This is a genomic window from uncultured Adlercreutzia sp., assembly GCA_910585575.1.
Taxonomy (GTDB): Bacteria; Actinomycetota; Coriobacteriia; order Coriobacteriales; family Eggerthellaceae; genus Adlercreutzia.
Genome location: CAJUFS010000017.1, coordinates 1 through 19,403 on the forward strand (window position 1 = coordinate 1; position 19,403 = coordinate 19,403).

Consider the following 19,403-nt stretch of genomic DNA (forward strand, 5'->3'; position numbering starts at 1 on the left):
CCTCCGGCGGCCGCGCCCTCACCCAGCTGCGCAAGAGCGGCTGCAAGACCGTGGTTGTCGACCCGCGCCTGACGCCCGACGCCGCCAAGGCCGATGTGTGGCTGCCCATCCGCCCCGGCACCGACGTGGCCCTGGCGCTGTCCTGGATCCGCTACATTCTGGACAACAAGCTCTACGATGAGGAGTTCGTCATGAAGTGGACGAACCTGCCTTACCTCATCAACGAGGAGACCAAGCTCACCTATCGCGCCGATGAGCTGGGCCTGGGCTCTCACGACGACTACGTGGTGTGGGATGCCAAGACCAACAAGCCGGCCGCCATGCCCTATCCCTGGGACGACAAGCTGGAGCCCGTGCTCGACGGCGAGTTCGAGGTGAAGGGCAAGAAGAGCCGCACCGCTTACCGTGCGCTGTGGGAGGCTTGCGAGGAGTACACTCTGGAGAAGGCCGCCGAGATCTGCTGGCTCGACGCCGACCGCATTGAGGCCGCCATCAACACCTATGCCGAGGGCGCTCCGGCCGCTGGCATCAGCCTGGGCGTGCCCACCGACCAGTACGTGGCCGCCTCCGACGGCCCCATGGCCATCGCCATCCTCGACATTCTCATGGGCAACATCAACCGTCCCGGTTCCTGGGTGCAGAAGCGCCCGAGCGGCCCGGCCGGCGTGGCCCAGCCCTGGGACAACAACGGCTTCAACGAGCTCGTGCCCACGCTCTGCGTGCCCGCCGAGCAGCAGGCTGCCAAGCTTGGCTATATCGAGCACAAGGGCCTCGAGCACTGGCACGCCTCGCACATCCCCACCATTCTGGAGGCCGTGCGCACCGGCAAGCCCTATCGTCCGAAGATCTGGGTGGACTTCTCGGGCAACAAGCCCATCATGATGGGCAATGCCGCCGGCTTCATTCAAGACATGCGCGACAATATCGAGCTGGCCGTGCACTGCTTCATGTATCCCACGGCTTCCTCGGTGGAGCTGGCCGACATCCTGCTGCCCACCTCCGAGTGGCTTGAGAACTCCTACATTGCCTACCGTATGAACACGCTCGTGGTGCGCCAGCCCTGCACCCATCTGTTCGAGTCGGTGGACAACCACATGATCTACGGCTGGCTGGCCAAGGCGCTTGCCGACCGTGGCCACAAGAACTGTCAGCTTACCTTCCAGGATCCCTTCCCGGATCCCAACTTCGGCGGCTACTGGAAGACGCTCGACGAGTTCCAGGCATGGCTGGCCGACCAGGCCGATCGCAAGGTTCTGCACAAGGGTCTTTCCTGGAAGGAACTCTGCGAGCAGGCTCCCATCGAGTTCATGCCCATGGACGAGTGGCAGAACAACTACGAGCAGTTCGCTGTCATCGATGAGGAGACGGGCAAGCCGAAGGGCTTCAACACCTCCTCGAAGAAGTGCGAGCCCTACGCCGAAGGGTTTACCGTTATGGGCCGTACAGGCGGTCGCTTCGGTGCCGACCACAACGGCAACGTGCAGCCCGCGGCCAGCGCCGACTACGAGCCGCTGCCCCATTACGAGGAGCCGGCCGAGAGCCCTCTGACGGATACCGAGTACCCCTACGTGCTGACCTCCGGCCGCGTGCCCATGTTCCACCATGGCACCCTGCGCAACGTCCCCTGGCTGCGCGAGATCTATCCCGTGCCCCAGTGCTGGATGAACCCGCAGACGGCCGCTGAAGTGGGCGTGCAAGAGGGCGACTGGGTGAAGATCGAGTCCCGTCGTGGCGAGACCCACGGCAAGGTGCTCGTCACCGAGGGTATCGCGCCCGGCGTGGTGGCCCAGGAACGCTTCTGGAACCCGGAGCTTTTGAACTCCGAGGACCCGAGCCAGGCGTGGAAAGCCATGAACGTCAACGTGCTCACCAAGAACGATCCGCCCTACAACAACGTGTACGGCTCTTACACGCTGCGCGGATTCACGGTGAAGATCAGCAAGTCCGAGAAGCCCGCCGGCGTGTGGGAGGAGCCCGAAGAGTTCACGCCGTGGCTGCCGGAGTACTCCGAGTACACCGGCGGTGGTTATGCCGCTTACGACGCAGGGGAGGCCAACTATGCGTAACGCGATCGTCGTCGATCTCGACCGTTGCATCGGATGCTTCGGCTGCGAGATCTCATGCAAGATGGAGAACAACGTCGCCTTGGGCGAGTACTGGAACAAGGTGATTATCGAGGGACCCCATGGCACGTTCCCGGATGTGGAGGAGTACTGGCTACCCACCATGTGCCAGCAGTGCGAGAACTCTCCCTGCACCCATGTGTGCCCCACGGGCGCCAGCTATCGCAACGAGGACGGCGTCGTGCTCATCGACAAGTCGGTGTGCATCGGCTGCAAGTACTGCATGATGGCCTGCCCCTACGGTGTGCGTAACTGGAACAAGGAGCAGAACGTTGTGGAGAAGTGCACGCTGTGCCAGCATCTGACGAGCCAGGGCAAGGAGCCCGCGTGCGTGCACAACTGCCCCGGCGAGGCCCGTTTCTACGGCGACTTGGACGATCCCAATTCCGATCCGTCCCGCTTGATCGCCGAGTCGGCGCCCGAGGATGTGCACCACCTGAAGAACGTAGGCAACAACCCCTCGACGGCCTACATCCTGTCGAGCCGGTTCGGAACCTGGAGGAACGGAGACTAACATGGAAATCGCCTGGTCCCTTGTGCTGTTCACGGCACTCACTGGATGCGGTGGCTGGCTGTTCGCCGGCGTGGCCATCGACGAGTTCGCGAAGAAGACCTCAAAGGCCAACTTCACGGCCGGCATCGTGGCCCTGGTGCTCATGATTGTGGGCGGTGTGGCTTCGGTGACCCACCTGGCCCACCCAGAGAACATGCTGGCGGCCCTGAACCATCCTACCTCCGGCATCTTCATTGAGGCCGTGCTGGTGGGCATTGCCTCGGCCTTCATCATCGTGTACCTGGTGGCTTACAACCGCAACGAGACGGTGCGCCGCGTGTGCGCCGTGGCCGGCGCGGTGGTGGGCGTGGCCCTGTCCTTTATGGCCGGTCACTCCTACCTCATGGACGCGGTGTACACCTGGAACACCATGCTGCTGCCCCTGGCCTATCTGGGCACGGCGGCGGCCAGCGGCCTGGGTGCCTATGCCCTGGTGGCGGCTATCCGTCACAACGAGACGACGCCGGCCGATCTGAAGATCGCCTTCATCCTGCTGGCGGTCGGCGGTGTGGCCGCAACGTTGACTTCGCTGCTGTACCTGACCGGGGTCATGGACGCGGCCGACCTGATGCTGGTGGCCGTGGGCGCCGTAGCCGTTGGCGGCATCGTTCCTCTGGCCTGCGGCATTGCCGGCCTGAAGGCAGCCAATTCCGCTCTGGTACTGTCCGTCGTGGCGACGGCCTGCGCCCTGATCGGTGCTGTCTGCCTGCGTTGCGCCATGTGGATGGCCTACGTGCCCCTGGAGAACTTCTTCGGGATTGCGCTGTAGCGGCAAAGAACTAAGATAGGCGGGATGGCAGGGGCAAGCCTGCTATCCCTTTGAGGAGAGGATAAGCGAGCCCGAGGGTAAAGCCTGTGGGCCGCTGGAAAAGGAGAGGGTCATGACCGAGGAGCTGTCCGAGCAGATTGCCGAGAATCGCGCTCGTGCCGAGATGTATCGCTTGCTGGCGTCGGTGTTCTTCCGCGAGTTGGACGAGAGCCAGATTGCCACGCTGAAGGCCGCGCCGCTGGCCGCTCCCGAAGAGGGACGGATGAAGCGAGGCTCCGATGCCGTCTACCGCGCGTTCCGCCTGGCGGCCCCCGACGTGCTCACCCGCCTGCGTGTTGATTATGCCCGCATCTTCTTGGCGGCCGGCGTCTACGAGGGCGATACCGCCGTCCCCTTCGAGTCGGTGTTCACCGGCGAGGAGGGAATCCTCATGGACGAGGCGCGCGAGCAGGTAGTGGCCATCTTCCGCGCCGAAGAGGTCACGGTGGACCCCGAGCTGCAAAGCCCCGAGGATCACCTCTCCTTCGAACTTGAGTTCATGGCCATCCTCTCTGATCGCCTTGCGGAGGCGTGGGAGCGCGAAGACGAGGCCGAGGCGCGCCGCCTCATGGAGGTGCAGGCGTCCTTTGCGCAGGATCATCTGCTCAATTGGATGCCGGACCTGGCCGAGCGGGTTTCCTCCTTCGCCAAAGAACCCTTCTACCCGGCTTTTATGGATTACGCCATTGGCTTTGTCGAAGATGACGAGAGCTGGCTCAAAGATTCTCTCGCCCAGTAAGCCAAAACATACTTTACAATGGGGCCGATGCTGTTGACGACGCATCAAGTCGTCGCGCAGCATCGGCCCCGTCGTGTTTTCCGCCCGTACTTGCCTGCGGGCGTGCTGCAGCGCAGGGAAGGAATCCTCTATGCCGTGGTCATCGCGCAGCGAGATGCTGTCAACGCTTAATAAGCTGCTTCCGAACGTCAAGTATCTGGGCGCTGCCTTCTGGGTGGGTTACCTGCTGGTGCTCTACGGGTGCGAGGTCAATTTCTTCGGCATCACGCTCGACGACGCAGCCGTCTCGGTGGTGTATGTGGTCAGCAATGCCTGTTTTGCTCTGGCATTGCTGGTGGTAGGCGCGCAGCACCGCCGTTTCCACCAGTGGCTGCAAGTGCCTTGGTTCGTGTTTGGTATGGGTCTTTTGGCCACGGTGGGCACCGTGCTCGTCTTTGCGCTTCAGCCCGTGGGTGGCCTCTGGTATACACTGGGTGCGGCACTTATCGGTGTGGGCACGTCGTTTGTGGCGGCTAAGGCTATGCTGCAGTTTACCGAGCTTGGCCCGCGCGAGGTTATCTTCATGGCCGCCGTCGTGCAGGTAGGCGGCATGATGCTCGACTACACCGTGCTGTCGGTGTCGTGGATGGTGCAGCCTTGGCTGTTCTTCGTTATGCCGGCGCTGGCGGCCGCCGTGCTGCTTATCGAGCCTGTCGACGAGCGCCATGAGATGCCCGATGACAGCTGGCAGCCACCTGCGTGGCTGTGGCGCTTTGTCGTAGGCGTGCTGTTCTTCGCCATTCCGGTCAGTATTTGCCGTGCGTGCTTCCCGCTGTTTTCCGATAACGTATCGCTTTTGGTGGACTATCGCCGCATCTCGGGCTTTCTCATTATCCTGTTTATGGTGGCCATGGGCCTGTTGGCCCTGCGATTGCCGAAAGACGCCCGTTTTGGCCGCGTGGTCTACGCCATCATTTTGGTAGTGTCCTTCGTCTATATCGGGCTGTCGGTTATCGGCCCCCAAAGCGGCTTGGTCATGGCCATCAGCGGCGGAGTGAATGCCCTGGTGAGCCTGTGCGTATGGGTGCTCATTGCCCGCATTTCGTTTAAATCGGGCGCTTCGGTGCTTCGGGTGTTCGGCTTTGGCTACGCCTCGTACACCTTCGGGGCCATTATGGGCTGGGCCGTGGCCTTGGTGGTGGCGGCTTTCGGCCTGAGCCTTGAGACTGTTCTGGCCATTATGGTGGTGTCGGCGGTGGTCATGCTGCTGGTGGCGCTGTTCCTCTTCCGCCAGCAGGACCTTCACACGATGATGGAGCCCTTGCAGGGAACCTTGGACGACCAGGAAACCGAGCCGCTGGGCGTGGCCTGCGAAGGGTGCTCCCATGCCGAGGGCGCCGGGGGCGATCTTGCGGCCGTGTGCGCGGCGTGCCCGAGCGCCGTGGTGCTGCGCAGCGCCGAAGCCGAGGAGTACGCGGCTTGGCGGCGTGCCTGCGCGCTTGCCGTGCAGAACGCGCAACTCTCGCTGCGCGAGGCGGAGGTGTTCGACGGCATGGTCCGCGGCCTTTCGGCACGCGCTATCTCCGATGATCTGTGCATCTCTTACAATACGACGCGCAACCACATCCAGCACATTTACGTGAAGTGCGGCATCCACAGCAAAGACGAGCTGCAGGACTACATTCGTAGTTTCATATAGGCGGCAACACCCGATTTTATCTTTGTTGGTACCCGGTGATTCGTTCTTCCTCCGGCCGGGCCGCGGCGTTGCATCTCTGCGCCCCTTCTTGGGTGGAGAAAGCCCCTGATGCATGGTTTAACTGGGAAAATGCTAGGCAGTGCAGTTTGCACTATCGGTCTTATTTCCCGTAAATAGTGCGACTTGAACCTTCCGCGCACCCCTTGTTTGGCGGCACAATGCTAGTCATCGAGAAGGCGTTCTTGAAGCTGAGGAACTTGGGACGCCGCTGTATTCGTCTCGTTGAGAAGAGGGGGTGCGATCTTGAATCGCGAAGAATCGCCGTCTCCGGAGAAGCCTGCGGTGAGCCGCCGCGGCTTGTTGGCCGGTGCCGGCTGTGTGGCTGCCATGGTGGCCCTGGGCGGGGTCGGTCAGGCCTTTGCCGGAGAGAATACCTTGATCCGTCTGCCGGGCGGCCAGGACGACCAACGCTTTCTTGCCACCTGTCTTAAGTGCGACAAGTGCCGCAGTGTCTGCCCGCAGCAGTGTGTTTCCATTGCCGCCCTTGAGGACGGCCTGGTAAATATGCGCACGCCCTATATGGATTTCCATAAGGGGTTCTGCGATTTCTGCAACCGCTGCATCGAGGTGTGCCCCACCCAGGCGCTCCTGCCGTTCGATCCGGAAACCGAGAAGCTGGGCATTGCCGTCATCGACGAGGAAGAGTGCATTGCCTGGAAGCAGGGCGGTTGCGTCATGTGCGTCGAGGCGTGCCCCTACGAGGCCATTACGCTGAACCAGAACGATCGTCCCGTTATTGACGAGACGCTGTGCAACGGATGCGGCGCCTGCGAGTTCGCCTGTCCTTCGGCCACCTATACCAGCTATTCGGGTTCGCGCCGCCGCGGTGTGAACGTTGAGAGGGAGGCGTAGCTATGAAGCCCTCGACCTTACGTAAGATTACCGTTGCGGCGGTGTTCATCGCCGTCGCCGTCTCCCTGGCCACCAATGCGGCCACGGGCACGCTCTCGGCTATCGGCTTCGAGTCCATCGCGCTTCTGTGCCCCGTCGGTGCCTTGGAGGTTATGCTGGGGCTCCACCAGTTCCTGCTGCATCCCTTCTTGCTGCTGTTGCTGGTAGTGGCTGCCGTTCTGTTGGTGGGCAAGGCGTTCTGCGCGTGGCTCTGCCCCACACCCATACTGCAGGCGCTGTTCCGCCCCAGCAAGAAGAAGGCGAAAAAGGCCGAGGAGTCTGAGGATCATGACGCCAAGCACGGCGCTACGGCGGCTGCTCCGACGGCGAAGGCAGAGGGCGGTAATGCGACGGCGACGGCTTCGATGGCTTTGAGCGAGGACGAGAAGGCATCGCTGACAGGCTGCTCCCATTCCTGCGGAAGCTGCGAGGCGCTCGCGCCGTACGGCGGCAAGCGCGACGGCTTCAAGCTTGACACGCGTTTTGCGGTGCTGGGCGGTGCTCTGGCCTCGGCGGCTATCTTCGGGTTCCCGGTGTTCTGCCTGATTTGTCCCGTGGGCTTGACCTTCGCCACCTTCATTGGCGTATGGCATCTGTTCCAGTTCAACGAGACCACCTGGGGGCTTATCGTGTTCCCCGCGTTGCTCGTCCTTGAGCTGGTGGTGCTGCGCAAGTGGTGCCATAAGTTCTGCCCCATCTCGGCCATTCTGTCGCTTATTTCTACGGGCAACAAGTTCTTCAAGCCGCAGGTGGACGCCGAGAAGTGCCTGCGCACGCGGGGCATTGATTGTCATGCCTGCGTGGATGCTTGCCCCGAGCTGCTCGACCCGCATATGAGTGACATCCCCGACTGCTCCAAGTGCGGCAAGTGCAAGGAAGTGTGTCCCGCCGGAGCTATCACGTTCCCCTTCATGCCGCGCCGCAAGGCCGGTGCGCCGGCACTGGAGCGCACGCCGTCGCCTGGTGCGGCATCCGATGCCGCTGCGGCCACCGAGGAATCCTTCCTCGACGACGAGCTTGTCGAAGCGTAGCTTCTCTCGATTACCGCATCTTCCTGAATAGAGCCTCTCCTCTCTCCGCCCCGAAGCCCCCTTCCTTCGGGGCGGCTCTGTGTCTAGGGCGTTTCTTCGTGGATGAAAGAGCGAGGCGCTACGCGAGGTCGGCCTACAGGACGACGCTTCCGCGACGCAGGTGCGAATCGGCGACGAAACTTTTGCGATGCGGTCATCATGCACTGTCCTTGCCCATGTCAACGTGCAAAGGGGAGGTCGACGATGGAAGTGCGCGATCTGCGGTTTAGCGAATGGCCTATGTTCAATCGAGTTATGGAGGACAATCCCGAGATCTGCCGAATGCTGTTGGAGGCCATTCTCGATGAGCCGATTGGCAGGATTGGCGAAGTGATGGTGGAGAAAGCCATCGAGCCGCGCTTGGGAGCGAAAGGCGTGCGACTTGATGTTTTCATGAAAGGCTCGGGAAAGGTGTACGACGTAGAAATGCAAGCTTCGCCAGTGGCTGATTTGGGGCTGCGCATGCGCTATTATCAGTCTGCCATGGACACCCTGTCGCTTGGTAAAGGCCGGGATTACGAACAGCTCCCTGAAAGTATCGTTATTTTCATAGGCACTCAGGACCTGCTGCACGGTGGCCTGCCGATGTACCATTTCGGGATGAAGTGCGAAGAGAGGGTCGAGGTGCATTTCTCGACGCGTTTTCAGTGGATCGTTCTGAATTCCTCGGCCTATAAGGATTTGCCTCAAGGGAGGCTGAGAAGCTTGCTAGAGTACATTGCCGTGGGATATATTGGGGAAGATGCGCTTGTGCGTACTATTTCCGAGTCTGTTGCGCGAGCTAACGCCGATGCCGTCTGGAGGGCCGAGGGGGTCAATATGCTGACGTATATCGAAGATGCGCGAATTCAAGCTGAGATCCGCGAGAAGCGAGGCCGCGAGGAAGGGCTTCGTGAGGGATTCGAGCAGGGCATCGAGCAAGGGCTCGAACAGGGGCTCGAGCAAGGGCTCGAGCAAGGGCGGCAAGAGGGAGAGAAGCGTTTTCAGACACTCATGCAGGTGCTCTATGAAACGGGACGTGCTGATGAGGCGCATGCTGCCGTTATGGATGCTGCTCGTCGGGAGGAACTGTACCGAGAGTTGGGCGTCTAGCTTTTCGTGGCTCTGTCTAACCCTGCCGATCCGGCTGGTACTGAGTCGGATCTACTTCGGTGGTCTTGATAAGTTGGATAAGCTCCTCGCGGGAATGCACGCCAGTTTTGCTGTATATGTTGCGCACGTGCGTACGCGCTGTATAGAGCGAGATGACCAGTTGCTCGGAAATGTATTCGCTGCCGTGGCCCAAGGACAGAAGGCGTAGCACCTCTTGTTCGCGAGCAGTGAGCTGGAAGGTGTCGCATACGGCGTCGCAGCGGCGGCGCCACAGCGCCTTGCCTTTGGGCGCTTGGGGAAGGGAATGACTTGAGCTTGCCGCAGGGGATGTGTTGCCCGAAGGGATAGCCGGCGAAGCGTTAGAGCCTTCCATGCTTTCGGGAAAAACAGCTTCAACTTCGTCCGTTGATTCAGGAGTGGGATCGGCGTCGTGATCGTCGATGGGAATGAGAGCAACGGACAGCACGCGCTCGGGCGCTATGCCCACGAGGGCTACGACAACGCAGAAAATAACGAGGCATGTAAGGGCGATGTTCGAGCCCTCGGTGGAGACAAGCAAAAACCCCAATTGGCTACCGGCTAAAATGCCGACGGATTTAAAGCCGTGACTGATGCCCATGGTCTTCGAGGGCGACATTTTAGATTGGTAAATCAAATAGAAAATGATGGTGTCAAAGGCCACGTTCATGAGGAAAAGTGGCACGGAGGCGCATTCTGCCAGGATGGCCGATAGAATGCTGTTTCCGTTCTCGGAAACAATCAGGTTGACTACCAAAAAGCCTACAACGAAGAGACTGATGGAGTAGTACAGAAGCTCGGCTTTGCAGGTGTGGCCCGACAGTTGATAGTACAGGACGAGGCAAACGCAGCTAATCAGCACAATAAAGGCGCCGAGTCCCTCCCAAAGAGGGGGAGAGTCCCACGATGAGCCAGGAGAGAGAAAGGGGCTGCGAATAAAGGACGCGGCGCCGGCGACGATAAGCATGGCAATGAAGAACCGGACGCTTGCCATGGTAAGAGGAACGCGCTGAGCGAGATCCTCGGCTGTTTGTTTTCGCGAAGCGTCTCCGATGGCTGCGAGGGTGCCCGAGATAAGAGGAATAGCGATGCTGAATACGCAGCGAAGGTAAAACGGTGCGGAGACGCCAACGAAATAGACGACACAGCACAGCACCATGCAGTCGCACACCATGAGGAACGACTGGGCGGGAGGCAAGGAGCCAATGATGGGGCCATAGGCAAGACAGAGGATGCCGTTGCCTATGCCATCAAGGAAACAAGCGGCGTAGAACAGCAGGGGATCGCTGATGACTCCAGCGAAGGTGCAACAGACGACCAAGGTCGAGCATGCTGCTAGGAGACCTCCCGTTAGAGGAAACCAGCGTGTAATTAGCCATTGATCGGTTTTCTTGAGAAGGGGGAGCAGAATAACGGAGGTAATGACACCTATAAGGGACAGCATCATGAGGGCGCTGGTGTCAACCTGCTGAGCTCCCTCGAGAACCGCTCCGGGGCCCGCGTTGAGAAAGCCATTGGAGTAGGTAATGAGGGACCAAGCCTGCCAAAAGCCAAATCCCATGCATCTTAGCTTCAGCAAGCTGCAATCGGTGGTGCTGCCGAACAACAAGAGACCCCTCTTCCCTTTTTGATGGTTGTAGCCGTAATAGCTACAACTTTGATTCTAGCAGAATCGTAAAACGGCACGTACTACACCATGAGGTATTTCCCGTGCTAGATGCCGATAGTGTTACTGGAAATTGCCTGATCAAACAGATCTTCTTCTTAGTTCTCAGATTGATGGCAGCGTGCGGTAATACTTAGCGAATGAAAAGGAAATACCCCATCCCGTACGTTTGCCGCCGAGCCGCGAACCGCCACTATTTAAGTGCTGACAAGCATTGGCCGAGCGGGTTCGAGGTCTGTCTCGGCTGCAAGGAAAGGAGAGGAAATGCCGACTGGGAAGGAAACGCTTCTCGATGCGCTGGTGGAAACGGTTCGGGAGGGAGGTGATTTTGCCGAAGGAGGATTTTCCTTTGGCATGGGCGTCGCTCAGCAGACTTCAGCGGATGTGGGCATTATGGCTGATGCTGACGCGAAGCGCGGCAACAGCGGAGAGGCTCCTGATGTGAAGATCGAGCCGAACGTCGAAGCCCTGAGCGCCATGAACTCCGATGAGCGCATTGAGCGTATCCGCGAAAGCGTGGAACGCCATCCGCGTCACCGCGAACTGGAGTATCTGATTATGGCCTATGTGGGAGAGCACGCTGGCGCCTCCTATGAAGAGGTTGAAAAGTACATTGCGGGACTTCCGCAGTTTGCTTCTTCGCTGCAGTCCGAGCGCATTCTCATTGCCATCTTGGAGCGAGCTGGTGCTTTGGAGTCCGATGGAAGCGACGACGGTGCCCTGACGCTGACCGAGGCGGGCCAGCAATTCGAGGCGTCTTTCACGCCAGAGGCGCGCCTGAAGGAGCTCTTCGACGAGGCCGAGGACGACCAGGTTGAAGCCTATGAGTACCTACTCAAAGCGTGCGCTGAGCAGAAACGCACCTTTGAGGAGCTTGATGCCGCAGTGCAGAAGCTGCCGGCTGTGCGTTTTCTTGATAACGGCCAAATGGCTATTTATCCCAGCACCTATATCGATCGTCTGGAGAAGGCGGCGGGTCTTCGCTGGGAGCTTGGATGGGTGACTACCGACGCAGGTAAAGCTTATGTCAAGTAGATCGTACGCAGATGCTTTTGACGGAGAGAAGTTCGCTTTTTAGAGAAGGAGGAAAGGCAGATGAGCAATGTGGTAACACGTCGATCTTTTCTGAAGCTCTCGGCGGCTGCCGGTGCTGCTACGGCGCTGGGCACCACGGCGGTGACCAACCTTGTGCAAAGCTCGAAGGCCTACGCAGAGGAAGACACTGTTGAGGTGATGGGCACGTTCTGCCGTGCTTGCGTTCTTGCCTGCCCGGTGAAGGTTACGATTCGCAACGGGCGTGCAACGCGCATCGAGGGGGATAGCCGAAGCGGTTTGTCTCTCGGCCGTGTGTGCCCCAAGGGCCTTTCGGGCATTCAGGCCCTGTATCATCCCAACCGCACCAAATACCCCATGAAGCGCGTGGGAGAGCGCGGCGTCGACAACAAGTGGGAGCGCATCACCTGGGACGAGGGCATCACCATGGTGGCCGAAGCGCTCATTGAGATGCGCGATAAGACGGGCCGCAACGGTCTTTTGGTTACCAGTGGCGGCGGCGGCAACCCCAGCTTCATCGATCCCGCCGGTTTTCGTGGCTACTGGGGCGCCGGCAATATTTTCGAGCCGGGCTGCGCTCAGTGCGCTATGCCCCGCGACTTTGTACAGAATATGATGTATGGCGGCGGTCCCGAATTCACCTCGATTGCTGACGGTCAGTGTACGGAGTACTACAATCCTACTATCAGCGCCGAGTGCTTTGTTATTTGGGGCACGGGACCTGCTCAGTCGGGCCCGGCCCAGGCGGGACGCGTGACAGTGGAGCTTCGAGAGCATGGCTGCAAAACCATCGTCGTCGATCCCCGCTTTACTGCTGACGCTGCTCGTGCCGATGTGTGGCTGCCTATTCGTCCCGGTACCGACCTGGCTATGATGTTGGGCTGGCTGAACTATATTCTTGAGAACGATCTCTACGATGAAGAGTTCGTTACCAAGTGGACCAACTTCCCGTTCCTGGTGAACCCGAATGATCCGGCAGGAGCGCTGTTGCGCGCCTCTGAGGTTGCGGGCATGGACACCGCGAAGGGCGAGGGGTACGTTTATTTCGACGAGGGCACCAACAAGGTGACCAAGACCTATGCACTCTCTCCCGAGAACGAGAGTGGCTATAAGCCTGCTTTGTTCGGGGAGTACGAGGTTACCTTGGCCGATGGCTCGAAAGTGAAATGCAAGACCGCTGGTCAGGCTTATCGTGAGAGCGTGGCGGAATGGACGCTCGAGAAGACGGCGGAAACCTGCTGGGTGGACCAGAATGACATCAAGACCGCCATCGAGATGTACGCCAGCGCCAATGCCGGCGGCATTTCCCTGGGCGTTGCCACCGACCAGCATCCCCAGTCTACCCAGGCCGGCATGGGTGTCGGCGCTCTTACCGTGCTTATGGGCAACATCGAGAAGCCGGGTTGCCCGGCTACGTCGCGTCCGCAGGCTCCGCTGGCCTATATGTGGAACGGTACCAAGCGCGCCAAGTTCTGGGACTTCACGCCCCAGCACTTCATGGATTTCGATCCGAACGACAATGAGAGCGGTTACGTCTACCAAACGGAGCAGGCCATTACCGAGCGTTTGGGCTACATCGAGCACAAGGGCTTTGGCTATTGGCAGCATTCCCATATCCCCACGGTGCACAATGCCATTATGACCGGCGAGCCTTACAAGCCCCATGTGTGGCTGGAGCGTTCGGGCAACAAGCTGGTGACCTTGGCCGACTCTTCTTCGTGGATCGACGCCATCCATAAAATGGACTTTATTTCCCACTCCTACATGTACCACACTTCGTTTACCTTCGAGGCAGCCGATGTGATGTTCCCCATTACCGAGTGGCTTGAGTCTCTGTACTCGCAGTTCGGCGGCAACATGATGGGCATGTACATGCCGGCTACCATTCTGTTCGAGCATGCCGATGACCGCTTTACCTGGGGCACTATTCTCAAGAAGCTGGGCGATTTGGGCGATCCGAATGGCTACAACGCCTATTACGTGGATAAGTCCCACTATGCGCAGTGCGATTGGGAGGAGTATAAAGAGGCGCTGACCATCATCGGCAAAACGTTTGAGGAGACGCGCGAGCTCAACCCCTGGGCGAACGGCACTCCGGAGGAAGTATGGGCGGCCACTCCGTACGAGCAGGCCTATCTTGCCCCGGCAGAAGACGGCACCTACACAGGCTTCTACTTGCGCACGGATCCTGCGGATATTACCGATTCGCCGAAGAAGCTGCCACTGTACCTGGACAAGATGATCTACATCGGGCGTCACGGCCTGGAGAAGTTCGAAATGCCTCCGGCCTCTGAGGACTACAGTCCCGTGCCCTATTACTGGGAGCCGAGCGAGTCGCCGTTGGAGGATTCCGATTACCCGCTGGTTATGACCGAGGGTCGTCTGCCCTTCATCTTCCATTCGACGCTTCGCAACATTCCCTATATCCGCGAGATCTATCCGGCTCCCGAGCTGTGGATCGATCCGGAAGCCGCCGCAGAGCGCGGCATCGAGAACGGTGACTGGGTGCGTGTGAAGTCTCGCCGCTGTGAGGGGAACAAGTTCGTGCCTGATGGCATCAATGCCGTTGCTTACGTTACCGAGGGCATTGCCCACGGAACCGTGTATATGGAGCGTTTCTGGAACCCCGAGTTCCTGGAGACTGATGGTGAGGACGCCCGCAAGAGCTGGACGACTATGAACCTGAACACCCTCACCAAGAAAGAGCCGCCCTACAACCCCGAATGCGGTTCCTATACGCTTCGCGGCTTCACCGTACAGGTGGAGAAGGGCGAGCGTCCTGAGGGTATTTGGTATGAGCCTGAGGACTTCCAGCCTTGGATGCCTCAGCCTAGCGATAACACGGGAGGTGTGTACTAATGAGTCGTTATGCTCTCGTAGTCGACCTTGATCGCTGCATTGGCTGCCAGGGTTGCGAGATTGCTTGTAAAAGCGAGAATGGCGTTGCGCTCGGTGAGAAGTGGTCCAAGGTGTTCAAGGTGGGACCGACGGGAACCTATCCAAGGCTGGAGCAGTATTATCTGCCCGTTATGTGTCAGCAGTGCAAAGATGCCCCTTGCGTGCATGTTTGTCCTACAGGCGCTTCGTACCGCGACCCCAACACGGATGTCGTGCTGGTTGACAAGGAAAAGTGCATCGGTTGCAAGTACTGCATGATGGCCTGCCCCTATGACGTTCGTAATTGGAATCGCGAGGAGCGCGTGGTGGAGAAGTGCACCTTGTGCTCGCAGCGCTGGACCGAAGACGGGCCGGTGGAGCCGCTGTGCGTGAGTGCCTGCTGTGCCTCTGCGCGCTATTTGGGTGATCTGGACGACCCGAATTCTGCCGCCTCTCAGGCCCTGGCCGCTAAGCCGGATGCCGTTCGTCATCTCAAAGACGTGGGCAACGACCCTTCGACGGCCTACCTCTTGTCTGAAAAATACGCAACATGGAAGAGCGGTGAGTAGCAGTGGAAATTCAATGGTCCCTTGTATTGTTCACGGTATTCGCTGGCGCCGGTAGCTGGATGTTCGTCGGAGTAGCGGTCAGTGAGTTCACGGGTCGCGGCAAGAGCGTGTCGTTTGCGACCTCGCTTATCGCCATGGCACTTATCATCGTCGGAGGCTTGTGCTCGGTGACGCACCTCTCGCATCCAACTCGCATGCTGGGCGCCCTTTCTCATCCGACGTCGGGCATTGCCATCGAAGCTTTCATGCTGGGCTTCACGTGCTTGGCCATTATTGTGTATCTCATTTTGCTGAAGCGCTCTTCCTCTGAGCAGGCGCGCAAGGCGGTGGCGGCCGTTGGCGGTGTGCTGGGCATTTTGTTCAGCTTCCTTATGGGCGAGTCCTACATGATGGCGGCTCGTGCCACGTGGAACCACTTTATTGTGCCGACGGAGTACGCAGTGACCTCGATGGTTCTTGGTGTGAGCCTGTACTTGCTGGTGCTTGCTTGCCGCAAAGAGAAGGAGGCGGCGGCATTTTACGGCTTGCCGCTTGCGGTTGCTGGTGCCATCTCGCTCATTGTGGGCATCATCTATGGTGTGTTCTCTGGGGTGCACGCTGAAGTACTCCAGTTCTGGGGCTGCGTCGTGGTGCTGGGCGCCCTGGTCCCTATTATCTGTGGTGCGGCGCTCATGAAGAAGCCGGAGGCTGCTTTGGGGCTGACGTTGTGCTCCAGTGTGGGCGCGCTGTTCGGCAGCGTAGTGTTCCGTATGCTTATGTGGGCCTCGGGTGTGGGCCTGTACACCTTCTTCAATGGATTGGGCTAGAACGAGAGCATCGGCTGACTGATTTGCCCGCTAGTTCAAAAGAAGTTTGAGTGAAGCGAGGCCAGGGCGCCTTTGGCGTAAGGCCTCGCTTCCCTTTGCAAGATGAAAGGAGAGGGCCATGACCGAGTCCATTCCGGCGCTCTGCGAGGCCAACGTCTCACGCGCTGCTATTTATCGAGTGCTTGCATCGCTCTATTTCAAGGAGCTCTCTGAAGAGCAGCTCGACCATATCAAGGGTTTGGATTTTTCAGCTTTCGACGGTATGGACGAGGAGTTTTCTGCCGGCTGCGCTGATATTACGGCGTATCTGAGGAGGAAGAACTCCGCCACCCGACAGTTGCTGGCGGCTGATTACGCCGGGGCCATCTTGGGAGCGGGTATGCACGACGAGCGTCGCGCTACGCCTTATGAGAGCGTGTTTACCAGCGAAAAGGGCCTCATGATGCAGGAGGCCCGCGATGAGGTGTACAAGACACTCCTCAAGGCACATCTTGAGGTCAATCCGAACCTCCGCGTGCCCGAGGATCATTTGAGCTTCATGTTCGAGTACCTTGCCGTCATGGCCGAGCGCTGCAACGAGAGTCTCCAGGCGGGGGATTTTGCCGAAGCATTGGAGAACCTGCAAATCGAGCAGTCCTTTCACCGTGATCACCTTTTGAATTGGATCGATGCCTACTGCGATTGCCTGGAGTCCTGTGCTGAAACGCGGTTTTACCAAGGCGTCGCAAAGATGACTCGCAGCTTCGTTTACCTCGACAAGGAGCTTCTCAATGATCTGACGGAGGCGGTTTCTGAGATGGTGGAGGACCGTGTCGCAGCCTAGTCGATGCGCTCCATGAGAAGCAACTTCCCAGGTCAAGTGCTGGTCAATTATTGACCAGCGAAGAAATGACCGAGAGGGCGGTGCTTTTCGGTCAAATATACATCTACGAGCTGGACAAAGCTTCCTTTACCGTTCAAGAAGTCGAATTGGCGATAAGACGAGGTCGCCAGAGAGGAGGGAGTTCTTCTCATGGAGCGAAGAACATTTCTATACGGTGCTGGCGGGTATGCGGTGCTGTTGGCGCTGGGGGGTACCGTGAAGGTGCTCGACGGCAACGGCGAGGCGAGCGACGCGCTGCGTCCTCCCGGAGGCCAGGACGAGGATCGCTTTCGCTCGCTGTGCATCCGCTGCGATAAATGTCGCACCGTATGTCCCGAGGACTGCGTCTCGGTTTCGAGCATTGAGGACGGCTTGCTGAACGCGCGACTGCCTCGGCTTGATTTCCATCAGGGGAAGTGCACGTTCTGCGATTTGTGCATCGAGGCCTGCCCGACGGGCGCCCTCGAAGCGTTTGATCCCGCCTCCGACAAGATCGGCATTGCCGTGGTCGATCCCGATCGCTGCATTGCCTATGTGTCGGGCAGTTGCGACCGATGCGATGTCTGCGAATACGACGCCATCGTGTTCGACGAGATGAAGCGCCCCTCGGTAGTTGAGGAGAAGTGCAACGGTTGCGGTGCGTGCACTGAAGCGTGCACGGCCAATGTGTTCCTGAGCTTCGACGGCGATCGCCGTCGAGCCATCGAAGTGGTTCGGGCCTAAGGGGGAGTAATGACTGAAAAAGAAGTGAAGAAATCCTCCAAGCCCACCGTCACCCAGGTGCGCACGGCGGTTCTTATCGTGGCCTTTGTAGGCATTGCCGTTGGCTTGGCATTCCATATCGGCTGGGGCACGCTGTCGTCCATGGGCATCGGCGCCATTGCGGCCATTTGTCCTTTGGGCGCGCTGGAAACGTTCGTGGCCTCCAAGACGCTCATTCCCCGCATGGTGATCGCCCTCATCGCGGTGGTTGTCATTGCTATCCTGGTGGGACGCATGTTCTGCTCCTGGATTTGCCCTGTGCCGCCGCTCTCGAAGTTCTTCCGACCGGGCAAGAAGGATAAGGCAGGGGAGAAGAACGCCGAGAAAACGGCGGAAAACGGAGCCTCCGGCACGGTGGCCGCGCCCTTGACGGTCGAGGAGCAGGCAGCCCTTAAGGCGGCTACTAGCCATCACCACGAGGAGGGCTGCTCTTCCGAGAAGGGTCATCATTGCGGCGCCTGCGGCTCGCTCTCGCCCGTGGGCGGAAAACGCGACGGGCGCAAGATCGACAGTCGGCACTGGGTGCTCGGTGGCTCGCTTGTCTCGGCGGCTATCTTCGGTTTTCCGGTGTTCTGTCTGATCTGCCCGATCGGCTTGGTGTTCGCCACGGCCATTGCCGTGGTGCGCGCGGTGGGCTATCAGGAGCCCACGTGGTCGCTCTTGATTTTTCCCGCCATCCTTATTGTGGAGCTGGTAGTGCTGCGCAAGTGGTGCCATAAGTTCTGCCCCGTGGGCGCGCTGCTTTCCCTTCTTAACTGGGGCAACAACAAGATTCGTCCCAAGGTGAACGAGGAAGTGTGTCTGCGCTCGGCCAAGGGAACCGACTGCCAGGTGTGCGTGAATGTGTGTCCTGAGGGTCTCGACCCCCACAGCAAGCATATTCCGGAGTGCACGAAGTGCGGTCTCTGCGTTGATGCCTGCCCCTCCAAGGCCATCTCGCTTTTGGGCCGCTCCAAGAAACCGGTTCTTGCCGGCTCCGAGGTTGCGGTGAAGAAGCCGGCCTTCGTGGGATCAGAAAGCGCCGCTAAGACCACGGCGCCCGACTTGGGCGACGATGCCGACCTGGTCCTCGATTAATCTGCTGCTCGATCAACCTGCTACTCGACCAGTCTGCTTCTCGGGCAATTCCCTTATATAGTGCCCCCTCCAGCTTACCCGCTGCACCATGCCCTTACGGTGCAGCGGGTTTTTTACGCTCTTGGCTAGGGTGCCAAGAGCGGTTTGACAAGAGGCGTCGCAGTGATGGGGTTGCTGCGTCTTGACGGTGGGCTTCGCGGTACTGCGGGCTGCGAAAGGCCGACGAAGAGTTTTGCAATGAGGGGGCGCGCTGCGTTTTGACGGTGAGTTTCGCGGTAATGGGGAGCTGCGAAAGGCCGACGATGAGTTTTGCAGGGATGGAGCGCGCTACGTTTTGACGGTGAGTTACGCGGTGGTGGAAGCTGCAGCGCTTAACTTCCAAAATCGGCGTCTTTGGTACCCGTCAACTTCCATCCTGAAACTAGCCACCTGGGCTTTTGCTGAGGAACGGTACCAATGTGGCTGTTTTTGACGCGCCGAAGGGTACCAAATCCCCTTCTATTGGAACTAAAGGTCGGCGAGGCTCAAGCCGGGGGTCATTGGGGAGGAACGACATGCCCTCCGGGCATCCCGGCTCTTTCGCTGGATACCTCTGGCGCTGGGCGCTGTCCTCCGCGCGGGCTCTAATCTCTCTGGCACTTCTGCGGTATCCCCCTTGCGTTTGGGGCTGCCCTTCTCGTGAACCCTGGTCCCCCTGGC

Annotated in this window: 16 protein-coding genes; 15 read left to right on the plus strand and 1 reads right to left on the minus strand. The window is 59.4% G+C overall.

All coding sequences use genetic code 11. The annotated features are described in order from the left end of the window. From QZ307_RS03535 to QZ307_RS03570, 8 genes are all read left to right on the plus strand, one after another. Positions 1 to 2,066, plus strand: a 2,066-nt coding sequence (locus tag QZ307_RS03535; RefSeq protein WP_295995952.1) for a molybdopterin-dependent oxidoreductase, incomplete at its 5' end; no start/stop codon positions are given. Next, the gene (locus QZ307_RS03540; RefSeq protein ID WP_275206715.1) at positions 2,059 to 2,637 is read left to right on the plus strand and encodes a 4Fe-4S dicluster domain-containing protein; all 579 of its coding nucleotides are present in this window, start codon (positions 2,059 to 2,061) and stop codon (positions 2,635 to 2,637) included. The genes QZ307_RS03535 and QZ307_RS03540, both read left to right, overlap by 8 nt. Before the next feature lies 1 nt (position 2,638). After that, entirely contained in the window at positions 2,639 to 3,445 is an 807-nt protein-coding gene (locus tag QZ307_RS03545) for a DmsC/YnfH family molybdoenzyme membrane anchor subunit (protein ID WP_295995958.1), read from the plus strand. A 112-nt stretch (positions 3,446 to 3,557) separates the two neighbouring features. Continuing rightward, positions 3,558 to 4,223, plus strand: a complete 666-nt coding sequence (locus QZ307_RS03550; protein ID WP_295995961.1) for a molecular chaperone — start codon at positions 3,558 to 3,560, stop codon at positions 4,221 to 4,223. 130 nt (positions 4,224 to 4,353) lie between these two features. Further along, positions 4,354 to 5,901 carry a LuxR family transcriptional regulator gene (locus tag QZ307_RS03555; protein WP_295995963.1) on the plus strand — a complete coding sequence of 516 codons (1,548 nt, stop codon included), beginning with the start codon at positions 4,354 to 4,356 and terminating at the stop codon, positions 5,899 to 5,901. A gap of 303 nt (positions 5,902 to 6,204) precedes the next feature. Then, positions 6,205 to 6,813: a 4Fe-4S dicluster domain-containing protein gene (locus QZ307_RS03560; RefSeq protein ID WP_295995966.1), complete on the plus strand. Its 609-nt coding sequence runs from the start codon at positions 6,205 to 6,207 to the stop codon at positions 6,811 to 6,813. Positions 6,814 to 6,815: 2 nt separating this feature from the next. Continuing rightward, complete coding sequence (locus QZ307_RS03565) at positions 6,816 to 7,883, plus strand: 4Fe-4S binding protein (protein ID WP_295995969.1); 1,068 nt, start codon at positions 6,816 to 6,818, stop codon at positions 7,881 to 7,883. A 243-nt stretch (positions 7,884 to 8,126) separates the two neighbouring features. Continuing rightward, positions 8,127 to 9,014 carry an Rpn family recombination-promoting nuclease/putative transposase gene (locus QZ307_RS03570; RefSeq protein WP_295995971.1) on the plus strand — a complete coding sequence of 296 codons (888 nt, stop codon included), beginning with the start codon at positions 8,127 to 8,129 and terminating at the stop codon, positions 9,012 to 9,014. A 16-nt stretch (positions 9,015 to 9,030) separates the two neighbouring features. Here QZ307_RS03570 and QZ307_RS03575 read toward each other — a convergent pair whose 3' ends face one another. Continuing rightward, entirely contained in the window at positions 9,031 to 10,593 is a 1,563-nt protein-coding gene (locus tag QZ307_RS03575; RefSeq protein ID WP_295995974.1) for a helix-turn-helix transcriptional regulator, read from the minus strand. Positions 10,594 to 10,962: 369 nt separating this feature from the next. Between QZ307_RS03575 and QZ307_RS03580 the strand changes: the two genes are divergently transcribed. The 7 genes from QZ307_RS03580 to QZ307_RS03610 all read left to right on the plus strand — a co-directional run bounded on the left by QZ307_RS03580 (position 10,963) and on the right by QZ307_RS03610 (position 18,704). Next, positions 10,963 to 11,733, plus strand: a complete 771-nt coding sequence (locus QZ307_RS03580) for a hypothetical protein (RefSeq protein ID WP_295995977.1) — start codon at positions 10,963 to 10,965, stop codon at positions 11,731 to 11,733. Between the two features lie 60 nt (positions 11,734 to 11,793). After that, positions 11,794 to 14,610 carry a molybdopterin-dependent oxidoreductase gene (locus tag QZ307_RS03585; RefSeq protein ID WP_275206727.1) on the plus strand — a complete coding sequence of 939 codons (2,817 nt, stop codon included), beginning with the start codon at positions 11,794 to 11,796 and terminating at the stop codon, positions 14,608 to 14,610. Beyond that, on the plus strand, positions 14,610 to 15,197 hold the full coding sequence (locus QZ307_RS03590) for a 4Fe-4S dicluster domain-containing protein (RefSeq protein WP_295995982.1): 588 nt from the start codon (positions 14,610 to 14,612) through the stop codon (positions 15,195 to 15,197). The genes QZ307_RS03585 and QZ307_RS03590 overlap by 1 nt, the downstream gene beginning before the upstream one ends. 2 nt (positions 15,198 to 15,199) lie before the next feature. Next, entirely contained in the window at positions 15,200 to 16,003 is an 804-nt protein-coding gene (locus tag QZ307_RS03595; RefSeq protein ID WP_275206731.1) for a DmsC/YnfH family molybdoenzyme membrane anchor subunit, read from the plus strand. A 118-nt stretch (positions 16,004 to 16,121) separates the two neighbouring features. Further along, a complete protein-coding gene (locus QZ307_RS03600) occupies positions 16,122 to 16,826 on the plus strand; it encodes a molecular chaperone TorD family protein (RefSeq protein ID WP_295995986.1) in 705 nt (234 codons plus the stop codon). Positions 16,827 to 17,015: 189 nt separating this feature from the next. Continuing rightward, positions 17,016 to 17,588, plus strand: a complete 573-nt coding sequence (locus QZ307_RS03605) for a 4Fe-4S dicluster domain-containing protein (RefSeq protein ID WP_295995989.1) — start codon at positions 17,016 to 17,018, stop codon at positions 17,586 to 17,588. Between the two features lie 9 nt (positions 17,589 to 17,597). After that, positions 17,598 to 18,704: a 4Fe-4S binding protein gene (locus QZ307_RS03610; RefSeq protein WP_295995992.1), complete on the plus strand. Its 1,107-nt coding sequence runs from the start codon at positions 17,598 to 17,600 to the stop codon at positions 18,702 to 18,704. Positions 18,705 to 19,403 lie beyond the last annotated feature (699 nt).

Bases quoted from the DNA above. Each gene is read 5' to 3' on its own strand.
- QZ307_RS03540 (WP_275206715.1), top strand. From the start codon at position 2,059: ATGCGTAACGCGATCGTCGTCGATCTCGACCGTTGCATCGGATGCTTC.
- QZ307_RS03545 (WP_295995958.1), top strand. From the start codon at position 2,639: ATGGAAATCGCCTGGTCCCTTGTGCTGTTCACGGCACTCACTGGATGC.
- QZ307_RS03550 (WP_295995961.1), top strand. From the start codon at position 3,558: ATGACCGAGGAGCTGTCCGAGCAGATTGCCGAGAATCGCGCTCGTGCC.
- QZ307_RS03555 (WP_295995963.1), top strand. From the start codon at position 4,354: ATGCCGTGGTCATCGCGCAGCGAGATGCTGTCAACGCTTAATAAGCTG.
- QZ307_RS03565 (WP_295995969.1), top strand. From the start codon at position 6,816: ATGAAGCCCTCGACCTTACGTAAGATTACCGTTGCGGCGGTGTTCATC.
- QZ307_RS03570 (WP_295995971.1), top strand. From the start codon at position 8,127: ATGGAAGTGCGCGATCTGCGGTTTAGCGAATGGCCTATGTTCAATCGA.
- QZ307_RS03575 (WP_295995974.1), bottom strand. From the start codon at position 10,593: ATGGGATTTGGCTTTTGGCAGGCTTGGTCCCTCATTACCTACTCCAAT.
- QZ307_RS03580 (WP_295995977.1), top strand. From the start codon at position 10,963: ATGCCGACTGGGAAGGAAACGCTTCTCGATGCGCTGGTGGAAACGGTT.
- QZ307_RS03585 (WP_275206727.1), top strand. From the start codon at position 11,794: ATGAGCAATGTGGTAACACGTCGATCTTTTCTGAAGCTCTCGGCGGCT.
- QZ307_RS03590 (WP_295995982.1), top strand. From the start codon at position 14,610: ATGAGTCGTTATGCTCTCGTAGTCGACCTTGATCGCTGCATTGGCTGC.
- QZ307_RS03600 (WP_295995986.1), top strand. From the start codon at position 16,122: ATGACCGAGTCCATTCCGGCGCTCTGCGAGGCCAACGTCTCACGCGCT.
- QZ307_RS03605 (WP_295995989.1), top strand. From the start codon at position 17,016: ATGGAGCGAAGAACATTTCTATACGGTGCTGGCGGGTATGCGGTGCTG.
- QZ307_RS03610 (WP_295995992.1), top strand. From the start codon at position 17,598: ATGACTGAAAAAGAAGTGAAGAAATCCTCCAAGCCCACCGTCACCCAG.